This is a genomic window from Paraburkholderia sp. RL17-373-BIF-A (genome assembly GCF_046030175.1).
Taxonomy (GTDB): Bacteria; Pseudomonadota; Gammaproteobacteria; order Burkholderiales; family Burkholderiaceae; genus Paraburkholderia.
Genome location: NZ_JARESO010000039.1, coordinates 1 through 15,853, shown reverse-complemented (window position 1 = coordinate 15,853; position 15,853 = coordinate 1). Strand labels below are relative to the sequence as shown.

The window sequence follows — 15,853 nt, the reverse complement described above, 5'->3', positions numbered from 1 at the left end:
ACCTGCTTAACGCAACTTGAGCGTGGACAAACCAAAGAGACACAACATCAACGTGATGATCCAGAAGCGCACGACCACCTGCGTTTCCTTCCACCCCGACAATTCGAAATGGTGATGCAGCGGCGCCATCTTGAAGAGACGCCGCCCTTCGCCGAAACGGCGCTTGGTGAATTTGAACCACGTCACTTGCAACATCACGGAAAGCGTCTCCGCGACGAAAATGCCGCCCATGATGAAGAGCACGATTTCCTGGCGCACGATCACCGCCACGGTGCCGAGCGCGCCGCCGAGCGCGAGCGCGCCGACGTCGCCCATGAACATCTGCGCCGGGTGCGTGTTGAACCAGAGGAACGCGAGCCCTGCCCCGCCCATCGCCGAACAGAAGATCAGCAATTCGCCCGCGCCTGCGATATGCGGAAACAACAAATACTTCGAGTAGACCGAGCTGCCCATCACATACGCGAACACACCCAGCGACGCGCCGACCAGCACGACCGGCATGATCACGAGACCGTCGAGGCCGTCGGTGAGGTTGACCGCGTTGCTCGCGCCGACGATCACCAGATACGTCAGCACGATGAAGCCCCACACGCCGAGCGGATAGCTGATCGATTTGACGAACGGCAGCATCAGGTCGGCGCGCGCCGGCAGGCCCATCGAGAGGCCGCTGCGCACCCACGCCATGAACAGGTCGAACACGCGCACATTGCTCGCTTCGGACACGCTGAACGCGAGATACACGGCTGCGAACAGACCGATCACCGACTGCCAGAAATACTTTTCGCGCGACGACATGCCGCGCGGATCCTTGTAGACCACCTTGCGGTAATCGTCGACCCAGCCGATCACACCGAAACCGAACGTGACGAGCATCACGATCCAGATGAAGCGATTCGTCAGATCGGCCCACAACAGCGTGGCCACGGCAATGCCGAGCAGAATCAGCACGCCGCCCATGGTCGGCGTGCCGGATTTGACGAGGTGAGTCTGCGGACCGTCTTTACGAACTGCCTGACCGACCTTCATGGAGGTCAGCTTGCGAATCACCGCCGGGCCACAGACGAGCCCGATCAGCAGCGCGGTGATGGTCGCCATCACCGCACGGAAAGTCAGATAACTGAACACGCGCAAGAAGCTTGCGTCATTCTGCAGCCATTGCGCCAGCGCCAGTAGCATGCTTCGGTCCTTCTATTTCAATGTGCGGCGGGCTTACTGCCCGCAGCGTTGGGTTGTGGACTCGTTACGGCGTCCACCACGCGCTCCATCTGCATGAAGCGCGAGCCTTTCACGAGAAGCGTTGCGGCAGGACCGAAACCGGCCTGCTGCAATTGCGCGACCAGCGTGCCGATATCGGCGACGTGATGCGCGTTGGCGCCGTACGCGGTGCAGGCGTCGCGCGAAGCGTCGCCCATGGCGTACAGCGCGTCGATACCGCGTTCCTTGGCGTAAGCGCCGATTTCGCGGTGAAACGCCGGACCGTTGTCGCCGACTTCGCCCATGTCGCCCATCACCAGCACGCGCGGCGCGGCGCGTGAGGCGAGCACGTCGATCGCGGCGCGCATCGAATCGGGGTTGGCGTTGTAGGTGTCGTCGATCACAGTGGCGCCGGCGAGCGTGCCGAGGACGGCCTGCTTCACCTGCAAGCGGCCTTTCACGGCGCCGAACGATTCGAGACCGCGCTTGATCGCGTCGAGCGAAACGCCTGCGGCCAAAGCGGCCGATGTTGCGGCCAGCGCGTTGTGCGCATTGTGGTCGCCGAGCACTTTCAGCGTGACTTCGACTTGCCCTTCAGGCGCGTCGATGCTCAAGACGTTGCCGTCGAACGTGCCTTTTACCGCGGCTTCGGTCGTGCGCTCGGCGGAGTTCAGCGCGAAGTCCATGATGCGGCTGCCGGTGGCGGCTACGCGCCAGATGCTCGCGTAGGCGTCGTCGGCGGGGAATACGGCGACGCCTTCCGGCGACAGCGCGTGAATCACGCTGGCGTGTTCGAGCGCGACGGCTTCGACCGTCGCCATGAATTCCTGATGCTCGCGCTGCGCGTTGTTCACCACCGCGACCGTCGGCTCGGCGATTTTCGCGAGCTCCGAGGTTTCGCCCGGATGGTTCATGCCGAGTTCGACTACCGCCAGTTGGTGCGCGGCGTGCAAACGGAACAACGTGAGCGGCAAGCCGATGTCGTTGTTGAAGTTGCCCGCGGTGGCCAGACGCGCGTCGGCGCCGACCGCGGCGGCGAAGATCGACGCGATCATTTCCTTGACCGTGGTCTTGCCGTTGCTGCCCGTCACGGCGACGAGCGGCATGCTGAACTTGCGACGCCAACCGCGTGCGAGCGCGCCCAGACCCACGCGCGTGTCGGTGACTTTCAGCGCGGGAACATTCCAGTCTTGCGGCGTGCGCGAGACCAGCACGGCGCTCACGTTGCGCGCGGCGACGTCCGGCAGAAAGTCGTGCGCGTCGAACCGGTCGCCCTTGATCGCGACGAACAGATCGCCCGGTCCGGCGCTGCGGCTGTCGGTGGAAACGCGATCGAACGTGACGTCGTCGTCACCCAGCACGGTTGCGCCCGTGATCAAAGCGGCGGCTTCACGCAGCGAGAACATGCTCATTCGCCACCTCCGCGTGCTTGCGTCGCGCGCGCGGCCAGCGCGAGGCGAGCGTGATCCTGATCGGAGAAAGCGCGTTTCTTGCCCATGATTTCCTGTGTTGCTTCGTGCCCCTTGCCGGCCAGCACGATGACGTCTTCGCGCGCGGCGCTGCGGATCGCTTGCAGGATCGCGCTCGCGCGGTCCTCGATACGGCGCGCTTTCGACGCGTCTTTCATGCCCGCCGCGATCTGCTCGATGATCGATTGCGGATCTTCGCTGCGCGGGTTGTCGCTGGTCACCACGACGCCGTCGGCGATCTTCTCGGCGATCGCCCCCATCAGCGGACGCTTGGTCGCGTCGCGGTCGCCGCCGCAGCCGAACATGCAGATCAGTTCGCCGCCGCGCGCGGTTGCCATCGGGCGCAGCGCTTCGAGTGTCTTTTCCAGTGCGTCCGGCGTGTGCGCGTAATCGATCACGACGAGCGGCTCGTCGTTCTGCAAGCGGCCGCCCAGACGCTGCATGCGGCCGTTCACCGACTCGAGCTTCGCCAGTTCGGCCAGCGCGGCGTCGAACGGCACGTCAGCGGCGAGCAATGCGCCCAGCACGCCGAGCAGATTGCTCACGTTGAACGCGCCGAGCGTTTGCACTTCGACGTCGGCATCGCCCCAGTCGGAAGTGCTCAAATGGAATGCGGTGCCCGTTGCCGTTGCGCGCACATTCGAGGCGAGCAGCAACGCGTCGGCTTGCGGCGCGTCTTGCAGCGTGTCGTCTAGCCCATAAGCGATCGTGCGTGCATGGCCTTGCGTGCTGGCGAGCAAACGACGGCCCGCCGCATCGTCGCGGTTGATCACGGCCGCGCGCAGTTCCGGCCAGGCGAAGAGACGCGCCTTGGCGGCTTCGTAGGCTTCGAACGTGTGGTGATAGTCGAGATGGTCTTGCGTGAGATTCGTGAACACGGCGATGTCGAACGCCGTGCCGTTCACGCGCCCCTGATGCAGCGCGTGCGACGACACTTCCATCGCCACCGCCTGCGCGCCCGCGTCGCGCAAGTGCGCGAGACTGCGTTGCAGTTGCGGTGCGTCGGGCGTGGTGAAGCCGGTGTGCACGAGGTGGCCCGGCAAACCGGTGCCGAGCGTGCCGATGATCGCGCAGCGCGTGCCGAGCGCCGTCAGCGCCGCCGAGATCCACTGGCTGCACGAGGTCTTGCCGTTCGTGCCGGTGATGCCGACCGTCAGCATGCCGTCGCTCGGATCGTTGTACCAGCCGCTCGCGATCGAACCCGCGAGCTCGTTCAACGCCGGCACGGCCAGCGTGTTCGACGGATCGATCGCGCCGCTGAAGCCTTCAGGCTGAACCAGCACGGCGGCGGCGCCGCGTTCGATCGCGCCGTCAATGAACGGGCGGTTGTCAGCGCCGTCCACCGCATAGGCGAAAAACGCGTCGCCGGCCGCGAGCGAGCGCGTGTCGGCGTGCAGATGCGCGCCTGGTTGCACGCGCGCGTGCAACCAGGCGAGGGCGTCGGCGATCTGCCGCTGCGCGGGATGCTTCTGCCGCAACATGCTCATCGCACGACTCCCGGGTGGCTTTTCGCGTTCGCGGAAATCGTCATCTTCTTCGCGCCGGCGCTGGTGGAAAGCTTCTTGACCGTGGCAGGCGTAGCCGGCGCGGTCGGCGCGGCCGGGGCCGAATCGTCGGACACCACCATTTGCTTGACCGGCATGTCCGGCGGCACATTCAACGAGCGCAACGTATCGCCGACGATGCTCGAAAACACCGGGCCCGACACCTGACCGCCGAAGTGGCTGCCCGCCGTCGGTTCATCGACTGAGACGGCCACGACGATGCGCGGGTTCGGCATCGGCGCCATGCCGACGAACGAAGCGCGATATTTGGAGTGGTCGTAGCCGTGTGCGCCGTGCTTGTATGCCGTACCGCTCTTGCCGCCGACGCGATAGCCGGGCACTGCCGCATCCGGCGACGTGCCGCCCGGCGCCGTGACGGTTTCGAGCATGGCGCGCACCTGGCGAGCGGTGGTCGGCGCGAAGATCTGCGGACCGGTGGCCGGCTGATCGCCAGGCGTGCGGAAAATCGACACGGGCATGATCTCGCCGTCATGCGCGATCGCGGTGTAAGCACGGCCCAACTGGAACAGCGACACCGACAGGCCATAGCCATACGACATGGTCGCCTGTTCGATGCGGCGCCAGCTCTTCCACGGACGCAGACGGCCCGCCGCCGCGCCCGGGAAACCGACCTTCGGCGCCTGGCCGAGACCGATGCTGGTGTACATGTTCCACATCTCTTCGGGCTTGAGCTGCATGGCGATCTTCGTCGCGCCGATGTTGCTCGACTTCTGGATCACGCCGCCCACCGTCAGCACGCCGAACGCGCTGTCGTCGGTAATCGGCGCACCGTCAAGCACGAAGCGGCCGCCGCCTGTATCAACCAGTGTAGTCGGCGTGACGCGGTGCAGATCGAGCGCGAGCGAGACCGTGAATGGCTTCATGATCGAGCCGGGCTCGAACGTGTCGGTCAGGATGCGGTTGCGCAACTGGTCGCCGGTCAGGTGTGAACGGTCGTTCGGGTTGTACGTCGGGTAATTGACGAGCGCCAGCACTTCACCGGTGCGCACGTCGATTACCATCGCCGCGCCGGCCTTCGCCTTGAATTTCTCGACTGCCGCCTTCAGGTTCGTATAGGCGATGTACTGAATCTTGCTGTCGATCGAGAGATCCACGTCCTGGCCGTTGTGTGGCACGACCTGCTCGTCCACGTCCTCGATGATGTGGCCCATGCGGTCCTTGATCACGCGGCGGCTGCCCGACATGCCGGCGAGCAGCTTCTGGTCGCCGAGTTCGACGCCTTCCTGGCCTTCGTCTTCCACATTGGTGAAGCCGATCAGGTGAGCCGTGATCTCGCCTTCCGGATAGAAGCGCTTGTACTCGTCGCGCGCGTAAATGCCGGGGATGTCCAGCGCGGTGACTTTCGCGGCAACGTCCACCGGCACCTGGCGCTTCACGTAGACGAAGTTCTTGTCTTCCGAGAGCTTGGCGCGCAGTTCCTTGTTGGTCATGCCGAGCAGCTTGCCGAGCGACGTCAGCTTGTCCGCGCCGAGGTCGTCCGGCACCGATTCGGGAATCGCCCAGATCGCGCGCACCGGCAGACTCGTGGCGAGCACGAGACCGTTGCGGTCGAGAATCTTGCCGCGCGTGGCCGGCAGTTCGAGCCGGCGCTGATAGCGGATTTCACCCTGCTTCTGATAGAACGCGTTGCCCGGGCCCTGGATCCAGAACGCGCGCGCGGTGAGCGCGACGAACGCCAAGAACAGCAGGAACACGACGAGTTTCGAACGCCACATCGGCAGGCGCACCGACAGGATCGGATTGGCCGAGAAAGCCACGCTCTTGCGAGCCGATGATTTTTTCATCGCACGCCTCCGCGACGGGTCGCCGCCGGCGCCGATGCCGGGCCGGAAGTCGGAATCGGTGCGTCGTCGGCCTTCACCGCGCCCGGATCGAGCGTGAGGTACTGGGTGCGGCCGGTGGTGACCGATTGCATCTTCAGGGAATCAGTGGCGATATTCTCGATGCGCGACGTTTTCGACAGCGCACTCTGCTGATATTGAAGTTGCGAATAATCCTGCTGCAGCTGACGCTCCTGCGATTGAGCGCGCTGCAACTGGATGAAGATCTGACGCTGCTGATTGGTAGCGTTGACGACAGACAAGGCGCAGCCCATCACGATGATCAGCAGGAAGATATTGAGGCGGTTCATGGTGCGATCCGCTCCGCCACACGCATCACGGCAGAACGGGCGCGCGGGTTCGCGGCGACTTCAGCGTCGCTCGCGAACACACGGCCGATGATTTTGAGCGGAGGGCTCGGCAGATCGACTGCGCGAATCGGCAGACGGCGATCCACCGCAGGCGTACTCGCGTGCGCCTGCATGAATCGCTTGACGATCCGGTCCTCGAGCGAATGAAAGCTGATGACCACCAGCCGCCCCCCTTGCTCCAACAGCGACAACGCTGCTTCTAAAACGACTTGCAGCTCCGCAAGCTCTTGATTGATGTGAATCCGTATAGCTTGAAAGGTGCGGGTTGCCGGATCCTTGCCCTTCTCACGGGTTTTGACGACGTTAGCCACGATTTGGGCAAGCTCGCCCGTGCTGACGAGAGGCCCAAGACGGTCGGACTCTGCCCGGCGAGCAACAAGCGCCTTTGCAATCTGAAAAGCAAACCGTTCTTCCCCATAATCTCGTATCACCTCCGTCAATTCCTGCACCGTGGCCCGCGCCAGCCAGTCAGCCGCGGATTCGCCGCGCGTCGGGTCCATCCGCATGTCGAGCGGGCCGTCGGCGCGGAAGCTGAAGCCCCGCTCCGGATCGTCGACTTGCGGCGACGACACGCCCAGATCCAGCAAAACACCCGACACCCGTCCTACGCCGCGCTCCGCAATCGCGGTGCGCAGTGAAGCAAAACTCTCGTGCACGATGCCAAAGCGCGGATCGGCAATCTGCTGCGCCGTGGCGATGGCGAGCGGATCTTTGTCGAAAGCGATCAGACGCCCGCCTTCACCCAGCTTCTCCAGCACCAGGCGGCTATGACCGCCGCGCCCGAACGTGCCGTCCACATACACGCCGTCCGCGCGTGTGACCAGCGCTTGAACCGCTTCTTCCAACAGCACCGTGCGATGCTGCAATTCGTTTCCCATCGCAGGTGCCATATATGTAAACCGCGATCAGAACGTGAAATCTTTTAACGCGTCGGGCATGCCCTCGGCCATTGCCGCCTGTTCCTTCGCGGCGTATGTTTGTGCATCCCACAACTCGAAGTGACGACCCATGCCGAGCAAGGTCACTTCTTTTTCCAGCCCACCAGCCGTGCGCAATTCCGGCGACACGAGCACGCGCCCTGCACCGTCCATTTCAACGTCCATTGCGTTGCCGAGAAAAATGCGCTTCCACCAGGTCGCGTTCATAGGCAGCTTGTCGACCTTGTCGCGAAAGATCTCCCACTCGGGGCGCGGAAAGAGCAACAGGCAGCCGTCCGGGTGCTTGGTGATCGTCACCCGGCCCTCTGCCTGTGTCTGCAGCGCATCCCGATATCGAGAGGGAATAGACATCCGCCCTTTCGCATCGAGCGTCAGCGCCGACGCCCCTTGGAACACTTCGCTCTCCCCTGCGGCGCTTTTGCGCCGGCTACCCGATCCGTGAAAATCTACCCGAAACCGTTTGTGAGATCACACAAAAATACACTTTCTCACACTGTCTCCCACTTTAGAGGAACGCTAAACAGGGGTCAAGGGAGATGCGTGCTTTTCCGGCGAATTTTGTTTGTTAGAACAAGGACTTAGCGCGACTCCTTCACGTCAAGCATAAAACGGAAAACCGTTATAAATGAATGAGCTAGTGCAACTTGTGAAGGTGTTACGTGAAAAGTGCGGGGGAAAGGCGCGGAATGAAAGAGATCGTTAAGCGGGATCGGCAGGTGTGGGATGGCGTTTCCGGGTACTTCGGGCGGACGGCGCGCGAGGCGCCGTCCCACTTTCGAGAGGTGCGTGAACGGCGGGCTTTAACTTATATGTAATAGGCGGTGCGCGTCATGACTTTCGACACGGCGCGCATCAATGCGCGCGCGGGAAACGGCAGTTCGAGGCCGCCGGCCTCCATCGCCGCCTTGCCATGCTCTGCTTCGTCCACGCGCATCTGTTCGACGATCGCACGCGACTCGTGGTCGGCGGCCGGCAACTCGTCCAGATGACTGTCGAGATGCTGCTCCACCTGGCGCTCGGTTTCGGCCATAAAGCCGAGGCTGACGCGGTCGCCCATACGCCCTGCCGCGAGGCCGATTGCGAGCGCGCCGGTGTACCAGAGCGGATTCAACAGACTGGGACGCGAGTCGAGCGCTTCGAGACGTTTGGAAGTCCACGCGAGATGATCTTCTTCCTCGATCGCGGCGCGATTGAACACAGCCCGCAAGGAAGGCGATTTGGTTGCGAGTTTCTGAGCCTGATAGAGCGCCTGGGCGCAGACCTCGCCGACGTGGTTCACGCGCATCAATCCAGCCGCGTGCGCACGCTCCGCCGGTGAGAGTTCGGGCGCCGGTTCCGTCACCGTAGATTCTTGCGGAACCGGCAACGGACGACTCATCCGCGACACGCCGGTCATTGAGCGTAAACCCCGATCAAACTCGCTAATCAACTCGTCCAGAAACATTCAGCACTCCCTCATTCGACAGCCGCCTCACCGATCCGCCAAGGCCGCTCAACAAGGCTTTGCGGCGCAAATCAGGCTTCACGGAAACCTTCAAACCGCATGACTCGAGCGGCCAATCTCCGATTCTAGACCATGTTGCGTAAACGAAACAGGAGCGTTCCCGCCCCGCTCCTTTTTCTTTGTGCCATGTATGCCTTTTGTTACATTACGTGCAACTTCTCGCGAAGTTGGACAAGCAAGGCCTCAACGCTAGATAAATATTCCGCCTTGTACAAAAGATTCGTAATCCTTGGAGATCATTCGATGAAAAAGTCGCTTCTCGCTCTCGCAGCACTGGGCGCATTCGCAGGCGTCGCACATGCTCAGAGCAGCGTGACCCTGTACGGTATCATTGACGAAGGCTTCAACATCAACACCAACTCGGGTGGCAAGCACCTGTACAACCTGTCCAGCGGCGTTCTGCAAGGTTCGCGTTTCGGCCTGCGCGGCACGGAAGATCTGGGCGGCGGTCTGAAGGCAATCTTCGTGTTGGAAAACGGCTTTGACGTGAACAACGGCAAGCTGGGTCAAGGCGGCCTGATGTTCGGTCGTCAAGCTTACGTCGGCCTGTCGAGCCAGTTCGGTACGGTCACGCTGGGTCGTCAGTACGACTCCGTCGTCGACTACGTCGGTCCGCTGGAAGCAGGCGACCAGTGGGGCGGCTACATCGCTGCTCACCCGGGCGACATCGACAACTTCAACAACGCGTACCGCACCAACAACACGGTCAAGTACACGAGCGCAAACTACGGCGGCCTGACGTTCGGCGGCACGTACAGCTTCGGCGGCATCGCCGGCAACGTCACGTCGAACCAGATCTGGTCGTTGGGCGCTGGCTACAACAACGGTCCCCTCGTCTTGGGCGTTGGTTACTTGAACGCACGCAGCCCGGCAGCTTCGGGTGGCCTGTTCAACAACGGCGGCACGGCTGCAGCACCGGCTGCTGCTGTGACGTCGCCGGTCTACGCTGGCTTCTCGTCGGCTAACACGTACCAGGTGATCGGTGCAGGCGGCGCATACACGTTCGGCGCAGCAACGGTTGGCCTGACGTACTCGAACATCCGCTTCGGCAACCTCGGCGCTTCGTTCGCATCGCCGTTCAAGGGCCAGTCGGCTACGTTCAACAACGCGGAAGTCAACTTCAAGTATCAGTTGACCCCGGCGTTGCTGGTCGGCGCAGCGTATGACTACACGCGCGGCGCAGAAATCAACGGCAATTCGCGCGCTCAGTACCACCAAGGCGCGATTGGCGTGGACTACTTCCTGTCCAAGCGTACCGACGTGTACGTGACGGGTGTGTACCAACACGCTCTGGGCGACACGGTCACCGCTGGTGGCGCTGTGGTCGACGCAACGGCAGGCATCAACGGCCTGACCGGTTCGTCGAACCAGAACCAGTTCACGGCTCGCGTCGGCATCCGCCACAAGTTCTAATAAGTCGTAAAAAAGCAGTTTGCCTCAAAGGCGCCTTCGGGCGCCTTTTTTTATGGCGCGCGCTGTCGGCGGGTTTTCGCGGTGGCCGAAAAGAAAAGGCCCGGCAGACTTTCGTCTGCTGGGCCTTTTTCGCTTACTCGCTACTTCGCGCCGGCTTCGTGCGTGATCAGCGTGTGATCCGCCTATGCCCGCCCGTCGCGCAACTCGCGGCGCAGAATCTTGCCGACGTTGCTCTTCGGCAGTTCAGTGCGGAATTCGACGATTTTCGGCCGCTTGTAGCCGGTCAGCTGCTGCTTGCAGTACGCGAAGATGTCAGCATCGGTGAGCGCCTGGTCCTTCTTCACGACGAACAGCTTTACGGCTTCGCCCGAATGCTGGTCCGGCACGCCCACCGCCGCGACTTCGAACACGCCCGGCAGCTTGGCGACCACGTCTTCGATTTCATTCGGATAGACGTTGAAACCGGACACCAGAATCATGTCCTTCTTACGGTCGACGATCTTGACGAAACCGCCGTCGTTCATGAAGCCGACATCGCCTGATTTGAAGAAGCCGTCCGGCGTCATCACTTTCGCGGTTTCGTCGGGACGGTTCCAGTAGCCCGCCATCACCTGAGGGCCGCGGATGCAAATTTCGCCCGGCTGGCCGAGCGGCACTTCGTTGCCCTCGTCGTCACGAATCGAGATTTCTGTCGACGGCAACGGCAAGCCGATCGTCCCGCTGTATTCGGTGACGGTGACCGGATTACAGGTCACGCACGGCGACGTTTCCGACAACCCGTATCCTTCGATGATCGGCGTATGCGTCTGCTCGTACCAGCGCTTGGCGACGGCTTCCTGCACCGCCATACCGCCGCCGTTCGCGGCGATCAGCTTCGAAAAATCGAGCTTGTGGAAATCCGGGCTATTCAACAATGCGTTGTACAGCGTGTTGACGGCGGGAATCGTCGTGATCGGATAGCCTTCCAGCGCTTTGATCATGCCGGGAATGTCACGCGGATTCGGAATGAGCACGCCGAGGCCGCCGGTACGGATTGTCAGCAGCCCGCACACGGTCAGCGCGAACACGTGATACAGCGGCAACGCGACGACGGTGACGAACTGATCGAGATCCGTGCGATTTGCGCGAACCGGATCGAGCCAAATCTCCGACTGCAGCACATTGGCGATCAGGTTCCGATGCAGCAGCGTCGCGCCCTTGGCCACGCCCGTCGTTCCACCGGTGTACTGCAAAAAAGCGACGTCTTCAGGTCCTTGCTGGACCGGCTTGAAATTCTGGCGCGCGCCTTCCGCGATCGCGGTGTTGAATTTGACGTGCCCGGGCAGACTCCAGGCCGGCACCATCTTCTTCACCTTGCGCACGACGAAATTCACCAGCGTGCCCTTGATCCCCATCAGGTCGCCCATTGCGGCCACGACGACATGCTTGATCGAGGTGTTGCGTACGATCGCCTGCAGCGTGACCGCAAAGTTCTCGAGCAGAATGATCGCTTCCGCGCCGCTGTCCTTGAGCTGATGCTCGAGCTCGCGCGGGGTGTAAAGCGGGTTCACGTTCACGACCACATAGCCCGCGCGCAAGATGGCTGCAATCGCCACCGGATACTGCAGCACGTTCGGCATCATGATCGCGATGCGCGCGCCGCGGACAAGGCCCTTCGACTGAAACCACGCAGCGAGCTTGCGCGAAAGCGCGTCGAGCTCGCCGTAGCTGATCTCCTTGCCCATGCAGACGAATGCCGGTTTGGCGCGGTGGTCGCGGAAGGCTTCTTCGAGCAGTTCTCCCACCGACGAATAGCGGCTCGGGTCGATCTCTGCGGGAACGCCGGGCGGATAAGATTTCAGCCAGATTTTGTCCATGCAGCGTCTCCTCCTTTATTTTCGAATGGTCGTGCTAAAAACGCATCGTAGCATGGGCACCCCGTTGCTATTCGCGAAAAGCGGCTTGGTTAGACTGCAGCCTCGAACCCGTGAAAGACGAGCGTTGCGGGATGCTTGAGCGGGTTTCAGATGCGCTCGACTTCGACCAGGCAGTCGTAGAAAGTTGCCGATCCGCCCAGGTCGGTGAGCGCCTGGCTGGTGAGCTGATTGGCATTGCGGCCGTCGGGCGCGAGCTTCTTCCACCAGATCGACAGGCCGACGACGAGCCCTTCGCGTGCTTTATCGGTGACGCGTACGCGCGCCTGCATCGAACCGCGATCGTTGAAGATGCGCACCTGATCGCCGTCGACGATGTCGCGTACTTGTGCGTCGGCCGGATGCATGTCGAGATGCGGCTCCCCTTCCGTCGAACGCAGACTTTCGATGTTCACGAAGGTGCTGTTCAGGAAGTTGCGGGCCGGCGGCGAGATCATGGCAAGCGGATAGCGGGCGGCGAGTTCCGGTGCGCCGTCGGCGGATTCGTAAGGCGGCAGATAGTCTGGGAGCGGGTCGAGCCCCTGCTGTGCGAGGCGCTCGCTGTAGAACTCGCATTTGCCGGACGGCGTTCGGAAACCGCCTTCGGCGAAAGGCGCGTCGGGCAGATTCAGCGGGGCCCAGCCACTTTGCTTCAACGTCTGCCAGTCCACACCTTCGAGCGTCTTGTCTTCCCAGCGGAACGCGGCCTGCGCGACGGTCTCGTCGCTCTCGAACAGCGCCGGTTCATCGAGTCCCATATGGCGTGCAAATCCGCGAAAAATCTCTGTGTTCGGGAGTGCGTCGCCGACGGGTGCGATTGCCGGCAGGTTGACCATCACGTGCGTATGACCGTACGACTTGTGGACGTCGAGGTGTTCCAGTTGGGTCGTCGCAGGCAGGAGCAGATCGGCGTAGTCGGCGGTGTCGGTCTGGAAATGCTCTAGCACGATGGTGAACAGATCTTCACGCGCGAAACCCGCGGCGACTCGCTCGGAATCCGGCGCGACAGCCACGGGATTCGAGTTATAAACGACGATCGCTTCGACTTTAGGGCCGAACGTGGCGTCGCCCTGGTGCAGCAACGCGTCGCCGATCGCATTCATATTGATGACACGGCTTACTTTCGACGGCCACCCGGGCATCAGGTCCGGACGCTGCAACGCATGCGAGTCGACCGGGGCCCAACTGCCCGAAGACAGCAGCACGCCACCCGCTCTCTCGCGCCATGCACCCGTCAACGACGGCAGGCAAGCGATGGCACGCACGGCATTGCCGCCGCCACGCACCCGTTGCAGGCCGTAGTTCATGCGGATCGCAGCCTTTTTCGTGCCACCGTAAAGTCGCGCAAGATCGACGATAACGTGCTCATCAACGCCGCAAATTTCGGCGACACGCGACGGCGGATAGCTGAGCGCGCGGGCCTTCAGCTTTTCAAAACCTAGTGTGTGGGCCTCGATGTATGCGTGATCGAGCAGATTTTCCGTGATCAACACATTCATCATGCCGAGCGCCAAGGCACCGTCGGTGCCGGGTTTCAGGGCAATATGCTGATGGCATTTTTCGGCGGTCAGCGAGCGGTACGGATCGATCGCGATCAGCCGTGCGCCGCGGCGTTTGGCGTGTTGGGCACGCGTCCAGAAATGCAGGTTCGACGCGATGGGATTGGAGCCCCAGATGAGGATGACTTCGCTCTCGTCGAAAAACTCGGTGAGCATGCCAATGTTCGCGCCATAGGTGTACTTCAACCCGGCGGCGCCCGCGGCCGCGCAGATCGTACGGTCCAGTTGCGATGCGCCGAGCTTGTGAAAAAATCGCTGCGCAATGCTGTCGCCCTGAATCAAACCCATCGTGCCGGCATAGCTGTAGGGGACGATCGCTTCCGGCGCGCGGCGCGCAATCTCCGAAAGCCGGCGGGCAGCGAACTGGAACGCCTCGTCCCAGCTGATCGGCTCAAAACGGCCCTCGCCTTTACGGCCGACGCGCTTCATCGGAGTCGTCAATCTTTGTGGATGATGCACACGCTCCGCATAGCGGCTGACCTTCGTGCACAGCGCGCCTTGCGTCGGGGGATGCTCGGGATCAGCGACGACCTTGATCGCGCGCCCGGCCTCGACCGTCACATGCATCGCGCAGGTGTCGGGGCAGTCATGCGGGCATACGGCGCGGGCGAGTTCAGTCGGAGCATTCATCGGCGATCCGTTCAATGGGGCGGTGAGCGGTGGAGCAATGCGGGATTCTATTACGGCAATTGCTGCTTGGCCTGCGTGGTGCCGCCAAAAAGGCCTTCGGCGTAGAATCGGTTATTACCGTGCCCGGGCCAATGGGGCCCCGAGCGATTCCACGCAAGCCAAAGCACAGACGCGTCACCACTACATCATGAAACTGATCCCCGAAATTCAAGCCGCTCACGGCGAAATTCAGACCCTTCGACGAACCATCCACGCCCACCCAGAACTGCGTTACGAAGAAACGGCGACGGCCGATCTGGTGGCACGAACCCTCGAGTCCTGGGGTATCGAAACTCATCGAGGGTTGGGCAAAACCGGCGTCGTCGGCGTATTGAAACGCGGCAATGGTTCACGCTCGATTGGCCTGCGGGCCGACATGGATGCGCTGCCGATACAGGAGATGAACAGCTTCGACCATCGGTCGAAAAACGACGGCAAGATGCACGCGTGCGGCCATGACGGACATACGGCGATGCTTCTCGGTGCCGCGCGGCACCTGGTCAAACACGGCGAATTTGATGGCACGATCGTGTTCATTTTCCAGCCCGCCGAAGAAGGGGGCGCTGGTGCGCAGGCCATGATCGACGACGGCTTGTTCGTGAAATTTCCGGTCGATGCAGTATTCGGCATCCATAACTGGCCGGGCATGCCGGCGGGGCAGTTCGGCGTGACTGAAGGGCCAATCATGGCGTCGAGCAACGAATTTCACATTGAAATCAAGGGCGTAGGTTCGCACGCTGCGCTACCGCACAACGGCCGCGATCCCGTCTTCACTGCAGTGCAGATTGCGAACGGACTGCAGAGCATCATCACGCGGAACAAGAAGCCGCTCGACACAGCAGTGTTGTCGATCACCCAGATTCACGCCGGCGACGCAGTCAATGTCGTTCCGAACAACGCGTGGATCGCCGGCACGGTGCGGACGTTTACGACCGATACGCTTGATCTGATCGAAGCGCGCATGCGCAAAATCGCGGAGAGCACGGCCGAAGCCTACGATTGCTCGGTCGATATTCAATTCCACCGAAACTACCCGCCGACGATCAACAGCAGCGAAGAGGCGCGCTTTGCGGCGACAGTGATGAAGGAAATCGTCGGTCCGGAAAATGTCGACGATGCGGTTGAACCGACGATGGGTGCAGAGGACTTCTCTTTCATGTTGCTTGCCAAACCGGGCTGCTACGCATTTTTGGGTAATGGCGACGGCGGGCACCGTGATTCAGGCCATGGCGCAGGTCCGTGCATGCTGCATAACGCGAGCTATGACTTCAACGACGAGTTGCTGCCGATCGGCTCGACGTACTGGGTACGGCTGGCTCAGCGGTTTCTCGCGCAAGACAAATAGAGTTCGTCCGAGGAGGCTGGCGGCGGTGATTGGTTCATCGCCCCTGTTGTTTCGTCGCGTTAGGGATGAGTGACGTTTCTTGGCGCTTGCACGCTCGCTCGAGCGCGAACGCGG

The 15,853-nt window shown here is 62.1% G+C and carries 12 protein-coding genes; 2 read left to right on the top strand and 10 right to left on the bottom strand.

Annotated features, from left to right (window positions below; all coding sequences use genetic code 11):
* Nucleotides 1-6 precede the first annotated feature (6 nt).
* The 8 genes from mraY to coq7 all read right to left on the bottom strand — a co-directional run bounded on the left by mraY (nucleotide 7) and on the right by coq7 (nucleotide 8,801).
* Nucleotides 7-1,176, bottom strand: coding sequence for a phospho-N-acetylmuramoyl-pentapeptide-transferase (gene mraY / locus P0D80_RS34000; protein ID WP_106285161.1), 1,170 nt, complete (start codon nucleotides 1,174-1,176; stop codon nucleotides 7-9).
* Between the two features lie 17 nt (nucleotides 1,177-1,193).
* On the bottom strand, nucleotides 1,194-2,606 hold the full coding sequence (locus P0D80_RS33995; RefSeq protein ID WP_408290428.1) for a UDP-N-acetylmuramoyl-tripeptide--D-alanyl-D-alanine ligase: 1,413 nt from the start codon (nucleotides 2,604-2,606) through the stop codon (nucleotides 1,194-1,196).
* Nucleotides 2,603-4,150, bottom strand: a complete 1,548-nt coding sequence (locus P0D80_RS33990) for a UDP-N-acetylmuramoyl-L-alanyl-D-glutamate--2,6-diaminopimelate ligase (RefSeq protein WP_408290426.1) — start codon at nucleotides 4,148-4,150, stop codon at nucleotides 2,603-2,605. Before P0D80_RS33990 ends, P0D80_RS33995 begins: the two co-directional genes overlap by 4 nt.
* Complete coding sequence (locus P0D80_RS33985; RefSeq protein ID WP_408290424.1) at nucleotides 4,147-6,012, bottom strand: peptidoglycan D,D-transpeptidase FtsI family protein; 1,866 nt, start codon at nucleotides 6,010-6,012, stop codon at nucleotides 4,147-4,149. The genes P0D80_RS33990 and P0D80_RS33985 overlap by 4 nt, the downstream gene beginning before the upstream one ends.
* Nucleotides 6,009-6,359, bottom strand: a complete 351-nt coding sequence (gene ftsL, locus P0D80_RS33980) for a cell division protein FtsL (RefSeq protein ID WP_408290422.1) — start codon at nucleotides 6,357-6,359, stop codon at nucleotides 6,009-6,011. The genes P0D80_RS33985 and ftsL overlap by 4 nt, the downstream gene beginning before the upstream one ends.
* Nucleotides 6,356-7,309 carry a 16S rRNA (cytosine(1402)-N(4))-methyltransferase RsmH gene (rsmH, locus tag P0D80_RS33975; protein ID WP_408290420.1) on the bottom strand — a complete coding sequence of 318 codons (954 nt, stop codon included), beginning with the start codon at nucleotides 7,307-7,309 and terminating at the stop codon, nucleotides 6,356-6,358. Before rsmH ends, ftsL begins: the two co-directional genes overlap by 4 nt.
* Nucleotides 7,310-7,324: 15 nt before the next feature.
* Complete coding sequence (gene mraZ / locus P0D80_RS33970) at nucleotides 7,325-7,753, bottom strand: division/cell wall cluster transcriptional repressor MraZ (RefSeq protein ID WP_012434430.1); 429 nt, start codon at nucleotides 7,751-7,753, stop codon at nucleotides 7,325-7,327.
* Nucleotides 7,754-8,162: 409 nt separating this feature from the next.
* Nucleotides 8,163-8,801, bottom strand: coding sequence for a 2-polyprenyl-3-methyl-6-methoxy-1,4-benzoquinone monooxygenase (coq7, locus tag P0D80_RS33965; protein WP_132372908.1), 639 nt, complete (start codon nucleotides 8,799-8,801; stop codon nucleotides 8,163-8,165).
* 303 nt (nucleotides 8,802-9,104) lie between these two features.
* Between coq7 and P0D80_RS33960 the strand changes: the two genes are divergently transcribed.
* Entirely contained in the window at nucleotides 9,105-10,274 is a 1,170-nt protein-coding gene (locus P0D80_RS33960; protein WP_132372906.1) for a porin, read from the top strand.
* 182 nt (nucleotides 10,275-10,456) lie between these two features.
* On the opposite strand, the gene P0D80_RS33955 is transcribed toward P0D80_RS33960, so the two are convergent.
* On the bottom strand, nucleotides 10,457-12,130 hold the full coding sequence (locus P0D80_RS33955) for a long-chain fatty acid--CoA ligase (RefSeq protein ID WP_408180843.1): 1,674 nt from the start codon (nucleotides 12,128-12,130) through the stop codon (nucleotides 10,457-10,459).
* 146 nt (nucleotides 12,131-12,276) lie between these two features.
* On the bottom strand, nucleotides 12,277-14,355 hold the full coding sequence (locus P0D80_RS33950) for a molybdopterin-containing oxidoreductase family protein (RefSeq protein ID WP_408180842.1): 2,079 nt from the start codon (nucleotides 14,353-14,355) through the stop codon (nucleotides 12,277-12,279).
* Between the two features lie 187 nt (nucleotides 14,356-14,542).
* On the opposite strand from P0D80_RS33950, the gene P0D80_RS33945 reads away from it, so the two are divergent.
* Entirely contained in the window at nucleotides 14,543-15,739 is a 1,197-nt protein-coding gene (locus P0D80_RS33945) for a M20 aminoacylase family protein (RefSeq protein ID WP_408180879.1), read from the top strand.
* Nucleotides 15,740-15,853: the final 114 nt, after the last annotated feature.